The 17,701-nt window shown below is 54.9% G+C and carries 11 protein-coding genes; all 11 read left to right on the top strand.

What is annotated here, in order from left to right; genetic code table 11:
* Positions 1–5: 5 nt before the first annotated feature.
* The 11 genes from FEM03_RS00510 (at position 6) to FEM03_RS00460 (ending at position 17,660) form a co-directional block, all read left to right on the top strand.
* A complete protein-coding gene (locus FEM03_RS00510) occupies positions 6–1,343 on the top strand; it encodes a hypothetical protein (protein ID WP_206170780.1) in 1,338 nt (445 codons plus the stop codon).
* Positions 1,340–3,259 carry a hypothetical protein gene (locus FEM03_RS00505; RefSeq protein ID WP_138084214.1) on the top strand — a complete coding sequence of 640 codons (1,920 nt, stop codon included), beginning with the start codon at positions 1,340–1,342 and terminating at the stop codon, positions 3,257–3,259. The genes FEM03_RS00510 and FEM03_RS00505 overlap by 4 nt, the downstream gene beginning before the upstream one ends.
* 35 nt (positions 3,260–3,294) lie before the next feature.
* A complete protein-coding gene (locus FEM03_RS00500; RefSeq protein ID WP_138084213.1) occupies positions 3,295–5,082 on the top strand; it encodes a hypothetical protein in 1,788 nt (595 codons plus the stop codon).
* A gap of 42 nt (positions 5,083–5,124) precedes the next feature.
* The gene (locus FEM03_RS00495) at positions 5,125–6,999 is read left to right on the top strand and encodes a hypothetical protein (RefSeq protein ID WP_138084212.1); all 1,875 of its coding nucleotides are present in this window, start codon (positions 5,125–5,127) and stop codon (positions 6,997–6,999) included.
* Positions 6,996–8,831: a hypothetical protein gene (locus FEM03_RS00490; RefSeq protein WP_138084211.1), complete on the top strand. Its 1,836-nt coding sequence runs from the start codon at positions 6,996–6,998 to the stop codon at positions 8,829–8,831. Before FEM03_RS00495 ends, FEM03_RS00490 begins: the two co-directional genes overlap by 4 nt.
* A gap of 44 nt (positions 8,832–8,875) precedes the next feature.
* Positions 8,876–9,793 carry a hypothetical protein gene (locus FEM03_RS00485; protein ID WP_138084210.1) on the top strand — a complete coding sequence of 306 codons (918 nt, stop codon included), beginning with the start codon at positions 8,876–8,878 and terminating at the stop codon, positions 9,791–9,793.
* A gap of 154 nt (positions 9,794–9,947) precedes the next feature.
* Positions 9,948–12,059: a DUF1549 domain-containing protein gene (locus FEM03_RS00480; protein WP_138084209.1), complete on the top strand. Its 2,112-nt coding sequence runs from the start codon at positions 9,948–9,950 to the stop codon at positions 12,057–12,059.
* Positions 12,060–12,091: 32 nt separating this feature from the next.
* On the top strand, positions 12,092–13,390 hold the full coding sequence (locus FEM03_RS00475) for a DUF1501 domain-containing protein (RefSeq protein ID WP_138084208.1): 1,299 nt from the start codon (positions 12,092–12,094) through the stop codon (positions 13,388–13,390).
* A 458-nt stretch (positions 13,391–13,848) separates the two neighbouring features.
* Complete coding sequence (locus FEM03_RS00470) at positions 13,849–14,634, top strand: hypothetical protein (protein WP_138084207.1); 786 nt, start codon at positions 13,849–13,851, stop codon at positions 14,632–14,634.
* Between the two features lie 256 nt (positions 14,635–14,890).
* On the top strand, positions 14,891–15,718 hold the full coding sequence (locus FEM03_RS00465) for a PEP-CTERM sorting domain-containing protein (protein ID WP_166442515.1): 828 nt from the start codon (positions 14,891–14,893) through the stop codon (positions 15,716–15,718).
* A gap of 208 nt (positions 15,719–15,926) precedes the next feature.
* A complete protein-coding gene (locus tag FEM03_RS00460; protein WP_166442514.1) occupies positions 15,927–17,660 on the top strand; it encodes an endo-1,4-beta-xylanase in 1,734 nt (577 codons plus the stop codon).
* The last annotated feature ends 41 nt before the right edge of the window (positions 17,661–17,701 follow it).

Here is a 17,701-nt window from a genome sequence, read left to right as displayed (position 1 = left end):
ACGCCATGAAACGAGGTTCATTCGTTCTGAACTTGCCCGGTCTCATGGCGTTGACCTTTGTCGTTGTCGGCGACCACGCAATGGCTGCGGACGGCGAGCTGGTGTTTTATTCCCGTGATCGGAAACCGCTGGGGCTTCCCCAAAAATGGTCGGTGAGTGGAGGTCTGCATCTTGGCATCTATCAATTGACCCAGGAGCAGGACGACAGCACACCGGACCTGGAATCGGGTCTCGCATTGCAGGGGGGATTTCTGACTTTCAAAGTGAAGGCTGAAACCCCGGCTTCGGCGACCCAAAGGCTGCCAGTGCCCATCAAATGGAAAAGCGTGGAATGGTTTGCGGGAAGCCACCGTGGCGCGACGCCGGGTGAGGTTGAACCGTCTTTTGTTGAATCGTTTGTCGCCATCTCGCTGCGGCGTGAGGACGTCGATCTGTTGCGAGATCGGAAAGCGGAAGCCAGTCGACCGCTGTCCATCCGCACGCATCTGGTGGTCCAGGATCATGAAGCGCTGACGGGAAATGGAATTCGTTTTTCGGCGGACCCGCAAGCGGTTCGAGCGGCGATGCTCGGGTGGAGGAAAAATCACCCGATGGATTTGCAGTTGTTGGATGCAGTTGGCCAGCCGGATCCTGTATTGATAACGCTCACTGAGGTCGTTCCTTTTGTGAAGTTTTGTGCCGCGCAGGAAGGCATCCGAATGGTGGATGATGATGAGGCCATCTTGCTGGCCGCATTCACCGCGATGCGCATGGCTTGGATGGACTATCGTTTGGCGAATTCGGCAAGTGCCGTGGGAGCCGTGCCGGTGGTCGTTTGGAAGGAGAATGCCACGCCGCAAAAAAGCATCGACCTGACATGGGATGGTTGGGCGGAGGTCGAGCGCTACGTGTTGCTCGATGTGAATGCACAGGAGGCAGCGTGGACCGAGACATGGTTGAACGTCGATGGATTTGCACGCGAGACCCGACAACGCATTCACTTTGTGCTGTTGGATGACTGGACTCAAACCGGACTTAAGAGCCTTGCTGTGGAAGTGGAGTTAGTCGATCCGCTGTCGGGTTACATCACGAAGGCGACCGTCTCGCTGCCGGTCCCTGGCGATCAAGCCGACGCCACCAAACCGTTCATCAAGGAACTCAAGGGGCGATACTCGGCCCAGTTAAAAATGAAGTGGCGCGTGGTGTTTGGGATGACGCTGTCTGGGAAGATCATTCGTCTTGGACAGCCGTTGGATTGGATGGAATCGCGCATTCCGAATTTCGATGCCTTTGTGCAGTTGAATCCTGACGATGTCATGGACCTTTTGCGAACCGATACGGACAAGCGAAAGGAGCAGCCATGAGACGTTGCTGGTTGTCGGGCATCGCCGTGGTGGCATCGGCATGGGTATTGTCGGCACAAGTGCACGCCGACGACAATCAGGCACCCCTGTTGCATTTTCCGCAGGCGCGCGAGTTCTACGCGGTGATCGCTCCCGACGTTCGATTGACCTCAGCTAAACGGACAGCGATTCAAGCCCCTGCCAAATTGCGTGGACTGGCACTTGGAGACGAACGTTCGCTGGTGTGGCTGGAGACTTCGGTTTTTAATCGCGTGCAGCCAGAGAAGATGGGCTATCGACTGGTTGAGTTAAGCTTCGCCGCTGGCGAGGGCAACGCGGCCGGGCAAACCAGGGAACTGCATGGCGCCGTCGATTGTCAGATCCGCGATGCGGACATCAAGCAGGGAGCGGGCGTCCTTGCGTTTAAGTTGTTCAATACCAGCCAGTCGATCGCGGTGCAGTATTCGGATTCGGACAATCGCTTTGTCGATGTGGCGACAACACCCAATCCCTGGCCAGCGGAGGCGGTGGTTAAAGCGGCACCCCAAGCCAACGCGGTTTTGTTGTCGTCCGTTCCCCCATCGTCCGGGTTTGAATACACCGTTCAACTGGGTTTCGACAAGGATCAGCAAACGCTGAATTTGTCCGCCGATTTCACCTTAGCCATCGGCCCTTATTCTTCCACCCGGAAGATCAACCTGCCCTTGGAAAAACTTGGCAACACCACGGATGGCAAACCCTTTGCCCCGCAGATTCAAAAATGGCTGACGGGTCAGGCCATCGCAGCCAATGCCCCGCTGGTGATCAACAACGGCAATCTTTGTGCGCTGTGGTTCAAGCAGGCGGACCGCGTGCTGGCGCTCGATTTGCAGCGTTTGCAACGCACCTTGTTGAGCCGTCTGCTTGCCGACGCGCAGCAGTTGCTCACGCAATACGATTTTAAATCCAAAGATTTCGGCGAGGCAAACGCCGTGCTCGTTCAGCTGTTGCTCGCCGAAGAGTTGACCAGGGTGTTGTCGACCGAACTTGGCGACGCGGAACAGAGCCGAGTATTGACCGCGCTATCCAATGCCCGTTCGAGGCTGGAGGATTTGGTGTTTCGTCTTCCTATCAGAGTAGCGGGTCAACTCTGGGTCGTTTTTTACAACATTCGCACCAAGAAAGCCCGACTGCTGCCCGATCAGGTGCGCTGGAATCCCTCGGCAACTCCCGTGCAATTCAAGGTTCCCAACCGGGACCTGATTTTCCTTATGTCCTTGCAAGCCACGCCGGATTTTGCCCTTGCGGCGGATCAGATAAATCCGGTGCAGAAGGAACTGGCTGAGCAATACCAGCATGCCGCCTTGTTGGAAGCAAATTTGGAAACCGGATTGCCGGATCACTTCACCGCCAGCCTGGCGCTTGATTCCGATGGCGAAAAGAAAGTGCCCTCACTCACCGTGCCCCTATGCAAACGGGATGCACGCAATCGTCTGCTCCTGAAGCTGTCGTCCAAGGAAAGCGAGGCTTTTGCGTTGCGGGAGCTCTTCCTCAATACTGACGGGCAGGGGCTTCCGCTGGACCTGTCCATCGACTCCTATTTCGTGGGTCGCACCGAAGCCAAGGTGGGTGCCACCATCAAGGGCAGCATCAAGGCCCCTGACTTCAGAATTGTCGAAGCGCGGGACCAAAAACTTCCGATCACGGTTTGGGTGGACGCTCCAATCTTCACCACGATCAACGCGGACCAAGTCACCGTGAGTCTCCGATATCCTGGAGATACCACGAATTATCCGATCACCGTATCTCAATCGGAAGGATCTGCGGTGCTGGAACTGCCGCTCCGAACGCTCGCGGGTATCACCGAGTTGGACGTCGAATACCAATCCCCCGTTAAACCAGGAAAATGGATCAACCAACCGGGAGGCGCCGAAGGACTTATCCTGGTCGACGAGTGACCAACCAACTGAAGAGCATCAATCAAGGAGCAACCATGACGAGCAACGACCATTCACCAAGAAAACGATCGACCGCATCACTGGCATTGACCTTCACCGCGTTCCTGCTGTTTGCGGGCGGTGCAGCCTGGGCACAACCATACGATGACGTCTATGATGACGGTTTCACGCCCGATGCGTCGACTGCGGATCCGGGGGCTTCATCTGCCACGTCAACCACGGCAGGAGCGGCGGGTTCATCGACTTCGGCATCCACGAGCCAGGTCAGCAACCTGGACCCGGAAACGCTCATCTGGCAGCAGCAGGAAACGGAGCTTAAGAAGGTGAAGAAAGATCTGGTCGCGGTGAATGCGCTCGCGCAACAATTCGCCGCCAGATTCAGGACGGAACCAAACCCTTCGCCTGTGTTGTTGCTGGCGGCAGCTGACACCTTCATGGTGCTCAAGACGAAGCAGGGTTATGACGAGGCCAGAAAGTGCCTGATGCTGGCCTTGGCGTCTATGAAACCCGGCCCCCAAAGTGCGCCATCGGTCGTCCAGATCTGCTATGGATTGATTAAACTGATCGAAAGCGACGGCTATGAGATGGTTCTAGAAAAGAAAGATCTGGGTTCGTTCGACTATGAAATCGCCAAGCTTTTGTCTGACAGAGTTTCCGTTTCCTCTCCGAAAAGTTACCCGCTAGCTTATTGGTCAGGAAAACTCTTTCATGAACATGGCGACTTCATTTGGGCCGCCGCCATGTATCGCCGCTGCCTTAAGCTTGACGGCGTTGGTGAGGAACTGAAAAGCCAATGCCGCAAGGGTCTCGCTGGCCTGAAACTGAACGAAGTTCCAGACTACCCGGTCACCGTCAACGTCTCATCGGAATACATCAAGGATGCCAGCGTCACGAACCATCCCGCCTGGAAGGAGGAATATCTTGCTGATCAAAAAACCTGGGCCAGCATCCTCGCCATTGTGGACCGCCTGGCACCCATGAGCGCCAGTCAGCCAACCGTGCCCGTCAAAAACACGGACATTACCGAATTCAAGAACTCTCTGAAAAAGATCCTGGGGGTGGAGTTCAACCGCTACCGCCCACTTTATCTTCAGACCTACTGTTATAAAATTCGCCAACTAAAAGGCCCGGACAGCTTTTCGTATGCGAAAGTGCTCGCGCTTTGCGATGAAGAGAATCTCTTCAAAGGTTTGTCCATCCAGCCAGCACCGCATGAACTGCCTGAACCGATGTCCAAGGATGACCCACTCTGGGTGGGGTATTTCAAAAATCTGACGGTGAAATACCTCAAGAGCGAGGCCGAACGGCTTCCCTACAAACTTACTTTTGATCCAAAGAAGAAACTCCTGCAACGCAACAAAGAGGTTTTCACCACGCAGAAACTCTCCACGGTTTTCTCCGGAGACGGTTGGGGAATCTACGTGCTCAGCCCCGATGGCGAACTGTTGGTGTCCTCGCACGCCAGAGGACGGTTTCATCATTCTTCACTGATCGCTGCAGCGCCCGCCGCCGGCGCCGGCGAGATCAAGGCAGACAACGGAGTGATCACCGAAATCTCCAACAAGAGTGGTCATTATCTTCCGACGGTCATCCAACTGGTTCAGACACTCAAGGCTCTGGAAAAAATGGGAGTGGATCTGTCCAAGATCACGACGGTTCAAGTCATGGGGCTGCCGAAGGGCACGACGGCCGCAGGCAAGGCTGAACAAAAGAAGTGGCTGGGGACTGCCAGGGATCTTCTGGATATGTGGAACAAGAAACCTGCCGATTTCAAGACCGCCTACCTGAAAATGGGCTTCTCCGAGGATGCATTGAAACCCTAAGTCAAACAAGCAGTTTCCAGATTCAATCTAACTACGCAAGTTATGAAGTTTTCCACCCAAGAAAAACGTTTGCCAATGCCATTACCTTACCGGGTTAATCGGTCGCTCAAGGGACTTTCGATCATTACCTTGTTAATCCTCCTTGTCCTACCCGGAACCGGCAGGACTCAACCCTCGGACGATGACGATGATGGTGACAATGACCAACTCCCTGCGGACGCCTATGGCGCGCCGCCGGTCACAGGGCCCGCCGCCAGTCCGCCCCGTCCCAAACTGGCCCGCAAGCCTGCGGTTAAGAACCTGCAGGCCGATCCCGCGTTGATCGGCCTTCTCCAGGCTGAACTCAAAAAAAAATCCGACGCCATCCAGTTTGCGGAATGGGAGGCTGCGGTTGCCATTGAGCTTGCAGAAAAAATCGCGCCAAACGGGCGGTCAGACGCCTGGGTGCTGGCCGCAAAGAAGTGTGATGAAGTTTATGCCGTCAGCTTGAACAACAGCTGGTGCGTGCGTGCCGCAGAGTGCTACCGCAAGTCTGCGGTTGCCGCCAATTACGATATCGCGCGCGCACTGCTGCTCAGCGTGCTCAACACCGCCAGCATCACCACCGATGAAGTTTCTGCCGCCGCACTGGAGCTGCGGGAACTGGCCATTACCAATGGCTACACCTTGAATATCTCTGCTGGAGATTTGAAAGGGTGCACGCCTGGGGTGGCGAAGATCTTTTCCACGCCGGACAAAAAGATGGTCAACCTGACCGCCCTCAGCCTGCTCTACAACGCGGCGGAGCTGTTCCGGGAAAATGGGGACAACATCTGGGCGGCACAGATGTATCGCGCCTGTCTGAACAAGCCCGTCCTCCGCGGGCAGACGGAGGCGGGTGATCAGATGTTGCGGACTTATGCTACCAAGGCGCTTGCAAACTTGAAGCTGGGCGTTTTGCCAAAACATCCGCTGACAAAAAGCGTGAATCATAAGTATGTCATCGACACCAAGTCCGCAAAACCCACCGCCAGTTTTCTGGAAGAAGTCAAGCCCGTGGTCAATGTTTGGGCCTCCATTTCAGGCGTGGTCGAAGGAATCGTCTTCAACCGACCGGGTCTGGTGAAACGCATCAATGAAGGGGATATCCAACGTTTCAAGGACAGCCTCGTGCCAACCCTGGGCGTCGACTACAAAAACTATCGTGCGCTGTTTCTCCAGTCGATTTGCGAGCTGGTGGTTCAAAGGCACTATCCAGGAGACTACCCGGCGGCCCTCAATTACTGCCGTCAAGTGTCGTTTGCGGACCTGGATCCCAAGACCATTACCAAACAAGATATGCCGGATGCCAGGTTCGAAGAGGATTTGGTCCTCGTGGATTTCTTCAAGAAAAACCTTAGCGTGGAGTATCTCAAAACGGACTTGGATCGCGCGCCCTACAAACTCAAGGTCGAGAAAGGTCTGCTAATGTGCGGTGGCGTGGTGTTTGACACCCAAAATCATTCCACGGCGTTTTCCGGGAAGGGCTGGGCCATCTATGTCGTCAGCCCGGATGGTGAAATTTTTGCCGGGACCCACAAGGTTTCCCTATTTCATCACTCCTCGTTTCTCAGTGCTGCGGATGTGGCTGGTGCCGGCGAGATCAAGGTTGATAAGGGCATCCTCATCGCCATCAGCAACAAGAGTGGTCACTACTTTCCCGGCTGCGCTCAACTGGCCCAGAGTCTCGACGCCTTTCAAGCGCTCAATGCAAGTCTCGCTGGGGTTAAGGAGCTTCACGTGTTCGGGGTGGTGAAAACACCAACAGGCACGGCAACGGAAAAGAAGATCTGGCCGAAGCCGCTGTTCGATTTCCGGGATAAATGGGCACAAGACCCAAAAGCGTTCGACGCCACCTTCAAGTCCCTTCACTTTATCAACGACCCGTTTGCACCATGACCAGACTTATCCACGTGTTGCTCGCCACGATTGTTTGGATGCTGATCCCGGTAGTCGGGAGCGGTGAAAATCCCAACGAGGATCTTCTGCTGAGTTATCCCAAATGGCGGCTACAACCTGCGCCTTTTACACTGGCCAAGGTGGCGGTGGGTTACAGTCCGGAGGCCTTGGACAATGCCTTTCATCAAGCTTCGGATGATTCGACGTCGCAGTTTTTTGAAGTGATGGACTCGAACAGCGACCTGCAAAGCCTTGCGAAGATTGCGGATCTTAGTGCCATCAATCTCAATTGGGAGGGGGCGGTGCCGGACTATTTGTTGATCAATCCAACCTTCTCGGTGGAGGCGGGCGGCAGGCTCACGCTATCGGCGCAGTTGTGTCAGCGCGATCCGTTTATGCGCATCAAGACGCTTTCGGCATCGGTTTCAGAAGATGCCGGATTGGAGGCTTTGATGGAACAATTTTGGATGAAACTGGACAGTCCCATGCCGGTGTTGCGGAAGAATGCGCGTGGCGTTATGGAGGCTCAGGTGGAGAAGAGCATCGGGGCGAGCATCGCGGAGATTGCATTGCCCGGCATGCTGGATACCGATGGCAATCTGGGAATGTTTTCGCTGAATGCGCTCAGCAATACCGTGACACGCGCCAGTTCGCATCATCGCTTGATCCGACCTTACTATGAGTTTCAACCTTGGCTGACATCGGCGCGCTGGGGGCGCCATGCGCAGAATGTCGATGTGCTGGGATTGGTGGAGTCGGGTTCTGCTGGCGACAAAAACGCTTACCGAATCAAGGGCAAGGTCACGGTGCCGCGCGAAATGTTTGGTGAGGGATACAACGGCAGCGTTGTTCAGCTGGAGCATGCCACCTTTGTCGCCGGTCGGGAGAAGACGAACTATCTGAGTTCGTGTTTCTATTATCTCGGAGGAATGGGAGATTATCCGTTGGAACGTTTTCTGGTATTCGTGAACTATGATCCTGCTTCGGGCATGACCACTTCTTCGACGTTGGAGACACGGTGGGTGTTGGGTGCTTATGGAAAGGCGGAGGCGGATCGGTTGCTTGAACCGGCGGTGCGCACGGCAGACCGTCCGGTGGTGAGGCTTGATCCGACCGGGAATTTCTGGACTTATCAATCGCCAGCGGCGGGTGGCATTCTGCTGTTCGAGAACCTGTCGGAAGAAGAAGGACAGTTCGTGATTTTGAAGAAGGGTCAGGTGCCGAAGGATCTGGAGGCGGTATGTCATTATCGTCCGCAGGAAGGGGAAAAAGTGGTGGAGCATGTGTTCACGCCGAATGGTCGTGCCATCGTTTTGGTGCTTTCGCGGGAGGAAGATGAAGGGGGGCGGACGGTGGAAGCACGTCGCGTGGTGATTTGGGATTTTCGTGGGGATCGTGGCACGGTGGTGGGAGATTCGCGGACCTCCACTGCGGGTCTTTACAATGGAGGTCGCCCGGTCGTGCCGTTGAGCGCGCAGACCTTGGGTGAAAGCCAGGGAACGCGCTTGTTTGAGCAGGTGCGTTTCGGCAACACCTCACCGCAATCATCGGGCGGATTGCTGATTCTGGGATGCAACAATGCGGATTATGAAGTGTGGAAGTTTGCGGTCAGTGTCGAGCCACCTGAGCCGACGGATCGGGATCGCGACACGGTCGTGTCGAAACGATATTTTTCCGGCAGTTTTCCTTCGGCCTATGCCAAAAAGCCAAATGTCTGTCCCCTGGCGATTGAACCGGAAATGAACCGGGTGTTTGTTGGAGGAACAAATCGGGTGGAGGTTTTGCAACTTTATGCCACAGATGCAGAGGCTTCGAATGAAGCCGCGAGATAGATAAGTGGTCACAAGTTCCGCCGATCAGGCAACCATCCCTCATTATGAAACTGCATTCCTGGGTCCGACGAGCTACTTTCATCCTCATGCTGACGACGGCGTGTTCCCTGCACGCCGGTGGTTCGCTGCCGTTTAGGGAGGATGTGGCGTATGCGATCGAACGATCACCGTTTGCCAAAACGTTGTCGCCTTTGGAATTCCATCCGGTGGCGACGGGGGAACGCATTGGCAAAGGTTATCCGAAGCTTTCCGGGGGTCCACTTGGTCCTTATGAGTGTTTCGCGAGGATGCCCGGGAAGGAAAGCCAGCCGGGGGTTTATGATTTCCGGGTGGTGGTCAGCACCAAAGTGACATTTTTTGATGAGGAAGGAAACGAGACCACCGCTGAAGACAAGGCAGCCAGCAAGACCGAGCTTGCCACGGGGGTGGAGATGGTGGCCTTGAGCGAAGGGGATCGGAAAATCGGTGACAAAGACGCTGAGGCGGTGCTGTTGAGCGAGGTGATTGGAGGCATTGAAAATGAAGTGGTGGAAAACGAGATCTTTTATCTCAATGGCAAAGCGTTGCGTAGTGGGATGAAGGCGATGGAGGTGGAAGCGGCGTTAAAACCGGCGAAGATCGTTCGCGGCAAAGCGGAAATGCAGGAAGCCACGGGCGATGTGATTGAAATGTGGGAAATCGAATCGTTGGATCTGAGCCTGGCTTTTGTCGTTGATCCCGAAAAGAAACTTAAAACGTTGGCCAACATCAGTGCGGGTCCGGGTTCGAAAATTGAGACGTCGCGGGGCATTCGAATTGGAAGTCCAGAGTCGCGGGTGACGGCTGCTTATCAAGATCTGATCAACCAACGCGACAGCACGCCGGGGGAAACCCTGATCATCGGCAACATGTATTTGGGGCTGTTTGTGCACATTCAAAAGGGCAAGGTCGCGTCGCTTTATCTGGGCATGGGGGCGGAGTAGGTTGGGGGGAGGGTTGGGTAGCCCGACCACCAAAGCAGGGAAAATCTCCGCACTCCAAAGGGCTTCGACTCCGGGAATCTTCGCAACCGAGCGAATATTCTGCTGTTAGATTCGTCGAATGTCTTCGTTTTAGCGGCAACCCGACGAATTACCCATGAAAACCACCTCCCTGTCCCTTTGCCTGCTTTTACTCGCAGGCTGTCTTTTCCAGGCCATGGCGGCCATGCCAGAGAGTCAGAAGATCGACTCGCTTCTTGCTGAAGTTTGGAAAAAGCAAAACCTGCAGCCCAATGCCGCCGCCCCCGATGACGTGTTGGTGCGGCGTTTGTATCTCGACATTGTCGGGCGCATTCCCACCGTGGAAGAGGCGCAGCAGTTCGTGTCGTCTCGCGATCCACACAAGCGCACCAAGCTGATTGATCAGTTGCTGGCCTCCGATGGCTACACCAGTCACATGTTCAACTACATGGCGGATCTGCTGCGGTTGACGGACAATGTGCGGGGTCGTGCCACGGCAGATGCCTACGCGGAATTTGTGAAAAAACAACTGAAGGCCAATACGCCTTACGATGTGTTGGTGCGCGAGTTGATGACGACTGAAGGCGGCGCATGGGACAGCGGCGCGATTGGCTTTTACATGCGTGATGAGAACAAACTGGATCATCTCGCCTACACGGTTCAGGTGTTTTTGGGAACTTCGATTGTTTGTGCACAATGCCATAATCATCCGTTCGATAAAATGACGCAGCTCGAGTATTACGGGATGGCGGCTTATACCAATGGCATGGATACGAGGGTGGGTTATGGAATGTTGAAGGGCGGCGGCATGAAACGACCTTCGAAAGAGGAAGTCGCCGCCATGTCGAAACAGGAGCGCCGCGCGATGCGCCAGAAGATGACCAATGGGGTGAACCGCAAGGATGTCGCCATGGTGCGCGAGGCGTTGAAGGACGTGCTGCAACCGCTGCGTTACATGCAGGTGGCCTGGAGTGACAACAAGCTGCCGATGTTGCCGGCGGATTATGCTTATGATGACGCCAAGCCAGGTGATCGCATCCAGCCCAAGGTGATGTTTGGTCATGATGCGGTGGCGGCTCCAGGTGAGAGCAACCTTGAGGCGTTTGCGCAGTGGATGACATCGCCTGACAATCCACGTTTCTCAACGGTGATCGCCAACCGCATGTGGAAGAAAGTTTTTGGGATCGGATTGATCGAGCCAGTGGATGAGATGACGGATTCGACCGTTCCCTCCAATGGTCCGTTGATGGACTATTTGACTCAGCTGATGGTGGAGAAGAAGTATTCGATCAAATCGTTCCTGCGCGTGTTGTATAACACCCAGACTTATCAACGCATGGCCAATCCGACCGAGGTGGAATTGGGCGGAACTTACTATTTCACGGGTCCAATTCTGCGGCGCATGAGTGCCGAGCAGGTGTGGGATTCCATGGTAACTCTGGCCAAGGGGAATGTGGACAATCAGATCTCCACCGACAGCAGCAAACTTCACGAATACCTGGCGGACATCAAAATGATCAAGGACACGATTGAGACCAGGGAGATGGACGAGATCGTGGAACTGGCGAAAGCAAACACGGAACAGCGTGAGGCAGGTCAGGAAAAGCTCGCGGCACTCAAAGCAGAAATGGCGGAGCAAAAAGAATCGGGATCAGATCCGAAAGGTCTTACGCGACAGGCACAGCGGCTTCGTCGTGAGGCAAGCAGTGCGATGCTGGAAGGATTGGTGGGCGAGGAGCGGGCGCAAGGTTTGAAACTTGGTTATCGCCCGGATCGCTTGAACAATGTGATGCGCCCGGATCGCAACTCGATGATGGGCATGAGCATGTCGCGAAGTGAACGGCAGGAGGCGATCAAGGCCGGGACGTTGTTGAACCTTTCCGTGCGCGCATCGGAGCTGCCATCGCCAACCAAGCCAGGTCATTTCCTGCGCACGTTTGGCCAGTCGGATCGTGAAGTGATCGAAAACGCCACGGATGATGCCACGGTCCCCCAGGCGCTGGCTTTGTTGAACAGTCCGGCGTCGGAGATCCTGAATCATCCCGACTCGGATTTAGGCAAACAAATCGAGAAAGCCGCCACGCCACAAGCAAGGGTGGAGTTGTTGTATCAAGCCTATCTGAGCCGGCTGCCGACAGCCGATGAGCGCATGATCCTCCAGCAGGTGCTGCGGGATCGTGGAGATAGCGCGTTGGAGGACATCAGTCACGCCTTGCTCGCCAGCTCCCAGTTTCTTTACATTCAGTAATCCCCTGATTTTTCTAACTTACCTGACTCGCCATGAAAACATCCTATTTGAAAGCCGACGAACTTAGTCGCCGCCAGTTTGTTCTTCGCGCAGCCAAAACCTGCCTCGGCGTTTCGGTATTGCCGATGGTTGCTGGCAGGGCGCACGGGGCTCCGTTTGCGGATGCTTCGGCGGCCAAACAAATCGCCTCGGCGAAGAATGTCATTTATCTCTACATGAGTGGCGGGATGAGCCATCTCGATACGTTCGGAGTCGTTCCAGGAAGTGAGCAGATGGGAGCGACCAAGGCGATTGCGACTTCAGCGGACGGCGTGCAGATCAGCGAATACCTGCCCAACACGGCGAAGAGCATGCATCATGGAGTGGTGATCAATTCGTTGAATTCAACCCAAGGAGCACATGAGCAGGGGAATTATTATCAACATACCAGTTACACGATGCGTGGGGCGACGCGGCATCCAAGCATGGGCGCGTGGTTGACGACGTTTCAAGGGCGGTCGAATCCGGCATTGCCTGGCAGTGTCATTGTCACCAACGACAGCAAACATCCGGGCGCCGGATTTTTCCCGGCGACAGCGGCACCTTTGGTGATCAACAATCCGGCGGGTGGATTGCAGAACAGCAAAAGACTTTCATCGCTGAGCGAAAGTGATTTTGATTACCGGCTCGGGCTCGCTTCAAAGCTGGATCAGAAGTTTCAACAGAGTTACCAATATTCTGGAGTGAAGGCCTATGCGGACGTGTATCGGGATGCGGTGAGTGTGATGAAAAGCAAGGACTTGGTGGCATTTGATCTAAGCCATGAATCCGACGAGATGCATGAGGCTTACGGCAGCGACAGCTTTGGACAAGGGTGTTTGCTGGCACGTCGGCTGGTGGAGCATGGGGTGCGGTTCATTGAGGTGAATCTCGGTGGTTGGGATACCCACAATGACAACTTTGTGCGTGTGCCGGAGCGTTGTCAGATTTTGGATAAGGCATTGGGCGCGTTGTTGCCGGATTTGCACAGTCGCGGTTTGTTGGACGAGACGCTGGTGGTGCTGGCGACGGAATTTGGTCGCACGCCCGATGTGAATCAGAACGAAGGTCGTGACCATTATCCGAAGGCGTTCAGTTCGGTTTTATGGGGCGGTGGCGTGAACGGTGGACAGGTCTATGGCAAAACCGATCGTGGCATTGAGGTGTCCGAAAATCAGGTAAGCGTCCCAGATTTTAATGCCACCATCGCCTATGCGTTGGGATTGCCATTGGATCACGTCTTGTATTCGCCGACCAAACGACCATTTACTGTTGCGGACAAAGGGAAGCCGATCACCAGCATTTTTGGGTGAGTGTGGTTTGTCGAAAGTCAGCGTTTGACCTGTGGTTCCAATGGAGAGGCGCTGAGAAATTCGCAGTGGTCCAGGGTGGCTGCAGCCTTCTCGCGCTGTGTGTGTGCCAGCTGGGAAGGGACCGTGGGGTTAGGGTTGAAGGTGCGGCAGTGGATCCACGTGAACCATCGGAATTGATGATCTTTCGGGATAGGTGATGCATAAAAAGATGGGTATCACGTGGAACAATCAATGCGCATCATTTAGCAATATGGGCATAGTGTTCAATATTGCAGTTTTGGCCTTTTGAATCACCATACGAGCAGGTTTTATTTGCAGCGACGAATTAGGTAATTCTAGCCGTGAAAACGCAAACTGACCCTAGTGTGCGGCAAAAATTTCCGAATTCGCTTTGCCCCAGGTAGAGCGTTTGGTTTTTTTGATATTCAGTAGAACAATAATCAACACGGCGCTCCCCCATGAATACACTCAGAAACTTTTGCTTCATCACCTCCGTTATCGCGGTTTTCCTCCAAACGAATTCAAGCGCCCAGCAAGTCATCCATCCGGGCTCGCTCTCGTTTGACCCTTCTCTGGTGAGCCACGGGCAGGAGTTCGCCACTAGACGATGGGCGATTGATGCCACGGGTTCCGTCCAAAGCACCAATACGGGCACGAATGACGTTTATTACGATTACTCGGCCTCGCCTAATCCGTATAGCAACTGGTCGCTCGGTGGGACATCTCAGGGACCGAATAATTTGCTTTCTGTTCTCTTCGCGGGAGGGAATCTGACCAACGTCATTGATCACACGGGTGCGCCAATCACCTTGGTGGATGGAACCGAGTATGCGTTCGCCTTCGCCATCAAACCCACGGAATTTGGCATGGGGCTGGGCAACGGCACCTGGGCGATTGGTGAAGGGAATGAGTATCAGATCGACTGGGCCTACGCAGGCAATCCAGTGATTTCAACTTCTGTGACTCTCAGTGCCGACGCGTGGGATGTGGTTTCATTTTTGTTCACTTATGAGGCCGGCAATGATTTTGCCTTCATCACCAGCACCTTTGATGGTTTAAGCACGCCCAGCGAATCGAGGCTCACTGGTGCAGGCGGAGCCACCCCAACGATCAATCTGGACGCACCTACCCTGCAATTCGCGGTTCCGACGGTGGCTTCCGTCCCCGAACCCACGGCGGTGGCATTTACCGCCGTGACCGTTTTTTTTGCATTGTTCTTCCGTCGCCGGCCCGGTGGTTGCTGAGGAGAAACCGGCACCTTGGCCAACCGCTTTTACCAGGGCCCGGTCTTTCGTCCCTTCTTCAAAAAGAGTCAGTGTGCGTTCGGTCAATTCATCAATCAATCAATAACCCAGTCTTCCAATGAAAGTATCCCCCATGAGTTATTCATCACCAGCCGGGCAGTTGGCATCATCTGCCGCATCTCAAGCTTCTTCTTCGCGAACGGTTGGGCAATTGGCCTCATCGGTTTCGGGAAAAAACGGGCAACGTGCTTTTGGCGTGGTATCCACCAGCCTGCCTGGAGTGTGCAGTGTCATCGGCTCTCTTTTGCTCTTTGCAGCAGGAGGTCTGCAGGTGGCGACGGCGCAAGTGGCGGAAACCTTGATCGACCTCACCTTCTCGCCCGGCAACGCTGGTGACGTCGCCTTCCATCCCGACGTCTCGAGTGTTGATCCATGGACCAATGGATCAGAAACTCTGTCAGATCCTTTTGGTAGCGGTCTGTATTACATGCCTGATCCCGACTTCGGCAATGGCTATGCTGGTCTTACGGTTCCTCCAGCGCGATTTGGTTTCATGTGGGGGTTTGAGGGAGGGTTTACCCTTTCGAGCACACAGGATTGGATTGTTCATGAGATATCCTTCGATTACGATGTGCTCGGACATAATGGTGAGGCTTCGCTTGCCATTGATCTTGGCACATGGAGCGGCAATGCCCCGCTGCCGTCCACCGGACCGGCGGGTTCCGGACCCAACTTTACTCCTGTTGCAGTAGGAGAACGCGCCACTGGAACGGTCACCTTCGATTTTTATAATCAAACTCTGACGGTGACTCGCGATGGTTACTCGGACTATACGGAATCGTTTCTCGATACCCATTCTTTGGGCACTGGCTTTCACGGGATTGACATTTTGGTGTCTAACACCGCGCCATCTGTGGCTCCAGCTTGGGATGTGAATGCCGACTCCAGCGGGGGGACTGATGGGTTCTACCGCATTGACAACTTCCAGGTCAGGGCCTTGCAGGTTCCTGAACCTTCCAGTGCTTTGGCGGTGGTGATGGGGGTTGGCTTGCTGTTCATGCGTCGGCAACGTGTTCGCGCCTGACTGAACTTCGTTTGCGCCTGCGGCCTTCATTGATGGAGGATGTAATCAGAGTTCGCATTCCATGGAGGGCCGACGTGTCGTCGGACTTAGCGTTCAGATCGAAGCATTGACCAATGGGTCCTGTGACCTTTCAGAACCCACTTGCACCTAAATCGACGATCTGCGAGGCTGGCAGATGCGTTTGTTTTGTTCTGTTGTTGGATTTTTGATGACGGGTCTCATGGCCCAGGGCTGGGCTGCGGCGGTCGGGATGCCGGACGGAGGGTCGGACATCCGGGGCTCCGTGCCGCTGAACGCAAGTGCGTCTGGTGAAGTGGGCAAGGTGGAATCAGTTGAACCCGGGAAGGGCAAACGCATCACCATCATCCAAGCATCGCCATCGAAACCATTTAGTGCGCAGTTTTCGGCTCCGGTTGGAGGGGCGATCGAGAAGGGGGAGCGGGTGTTTGCCGTGATCAAAGCTCGATTGGTGGGAGCAGAGGATGTGGGTGAAGTGTTGGCCAAGTTGCAGTTGAGCGATCCGCCTTATGCGTCCTTTGGAGACAACATTGGCGTGGGCATTCATCGTGAGTGGATGGAGTTGCCGGTGACTTTCGTGGCGACGGAATCGATCCCGGAGGGCAAGGCAGCGGTGGTGTTGCTTTGCGGGCATCGGAACCAGAGCATCGAAGTGGAGTCGGTGCGCCTATTGAAGTATCCGGCAAGCATGGATCTGGCGGGTTTTCCAAAAGCGAAACCGGTAAAGCGCACCTACGAAGGGCGTGAAGCGGATGCGCCATGGAGAAAGGCGGCGCTGGAGAGGATCGAGCAACATCGCAAGGCGGATTTGGCGCTGACTCTGACTGGAGAGGGAGGCAAGCCGATGGCGAATGCGGAGGTGAAGCTGAGGCTGCGTCGGCATGAGTTTGGTTTTGGTTCGGCCATTGTGGCGGATCGCATGGGCAGTGATGCGCCGGACGACAAACGCTACCGGAAGGTGATCGATGACCTGTTTAGCATCGTGGTGTTTGAGAACGATTTGAAAGATGGCAACTGGTCGCCGGAGTTTGATGACGCGCGGCGGACGAAGCGCAATGAGGGGTTGAACGAGGCTTTTGACTGGCTGGCGGAGCGGAACATTGGAGTGCGCGGCCATTACCTGATGCAGGTGCCGACACCTTATAACTTGATTGATGTGAAGGACAATGCGGTGATTCGTGAGAGAACGATGGCAAGCGTGACGGAGCGTTTGGAGTTCGTGAAGGACCGGGTGGTGGAGTGGGATGTGATCAACCATCCAATCGCCTGGGTGGGGGCCGATATGCTGAATGTGCGTCCCGGGCTGGAGCAATTGGACCGGGATGTGTTCAAGCTGTCGAGGAGCAAAACGAAGTTGCCGTTTTTTGTTAATGAGGATCAGGTGTTCCGACCGGGCCCGCAGTGCGACGATACGTATGCTTACATCAAGTCTCTGAATGAGGCGGGGTTCAAGGTGGATGGTTTGGGCAATCAGGCGCATTTTCATGAGAGTTATCTGCCTTCGCCGGAGCATTTGCTGGCGATTACGGACAAGTTTGCCGAGATTGTTTCGAAGCAGTCGATCACGGAATATGACGTGGTGATCAATGATGACGAGGAGCTGGCAGCCGACTTTACGCGCGATGTATTGATCGCGATTTTCAGTCATCCGGCTTACACGAGTTTCTTGTGGTGGGGATTCTGGGAGGGAACCCATTGGAAACCGGAGGCGGCTTCATGGGCAAAGGATTGGACCATTCGCGAGCGCGGTAAAGTGATGGAGGAATGGATCGGGAAACGCTGGAGGACGGAGGTGACCTTGACGACGGATGACGAAGGGAAGGTCAACTGGCGCGGGTTTCCTGGTTGGTATGATGTTGAAGTGGGCGGAGAGATGAAGACCGTGAATATCACGAAGGCCGATCCATCGGCGGTGCTGGATTGATCGTCCGCGATTTTTTGGCAAGCGCATTGGTGGAGGAGCGG

Source organism: Phragmitibacter flavus (assembly GCF_005780165.1).
Lineage (GTDB): Bacteria > Verrucomicrobiota > Verrucomicrobiia > Verrucomicrobiales > Verrucomicrobiaceae > Phragmitibacter > Phragmitibacter flavus.
Note: the sequence above shows the minus strand (reverse complement) of the source record. Positions and strands in the feature narration are given on the sequence as shown.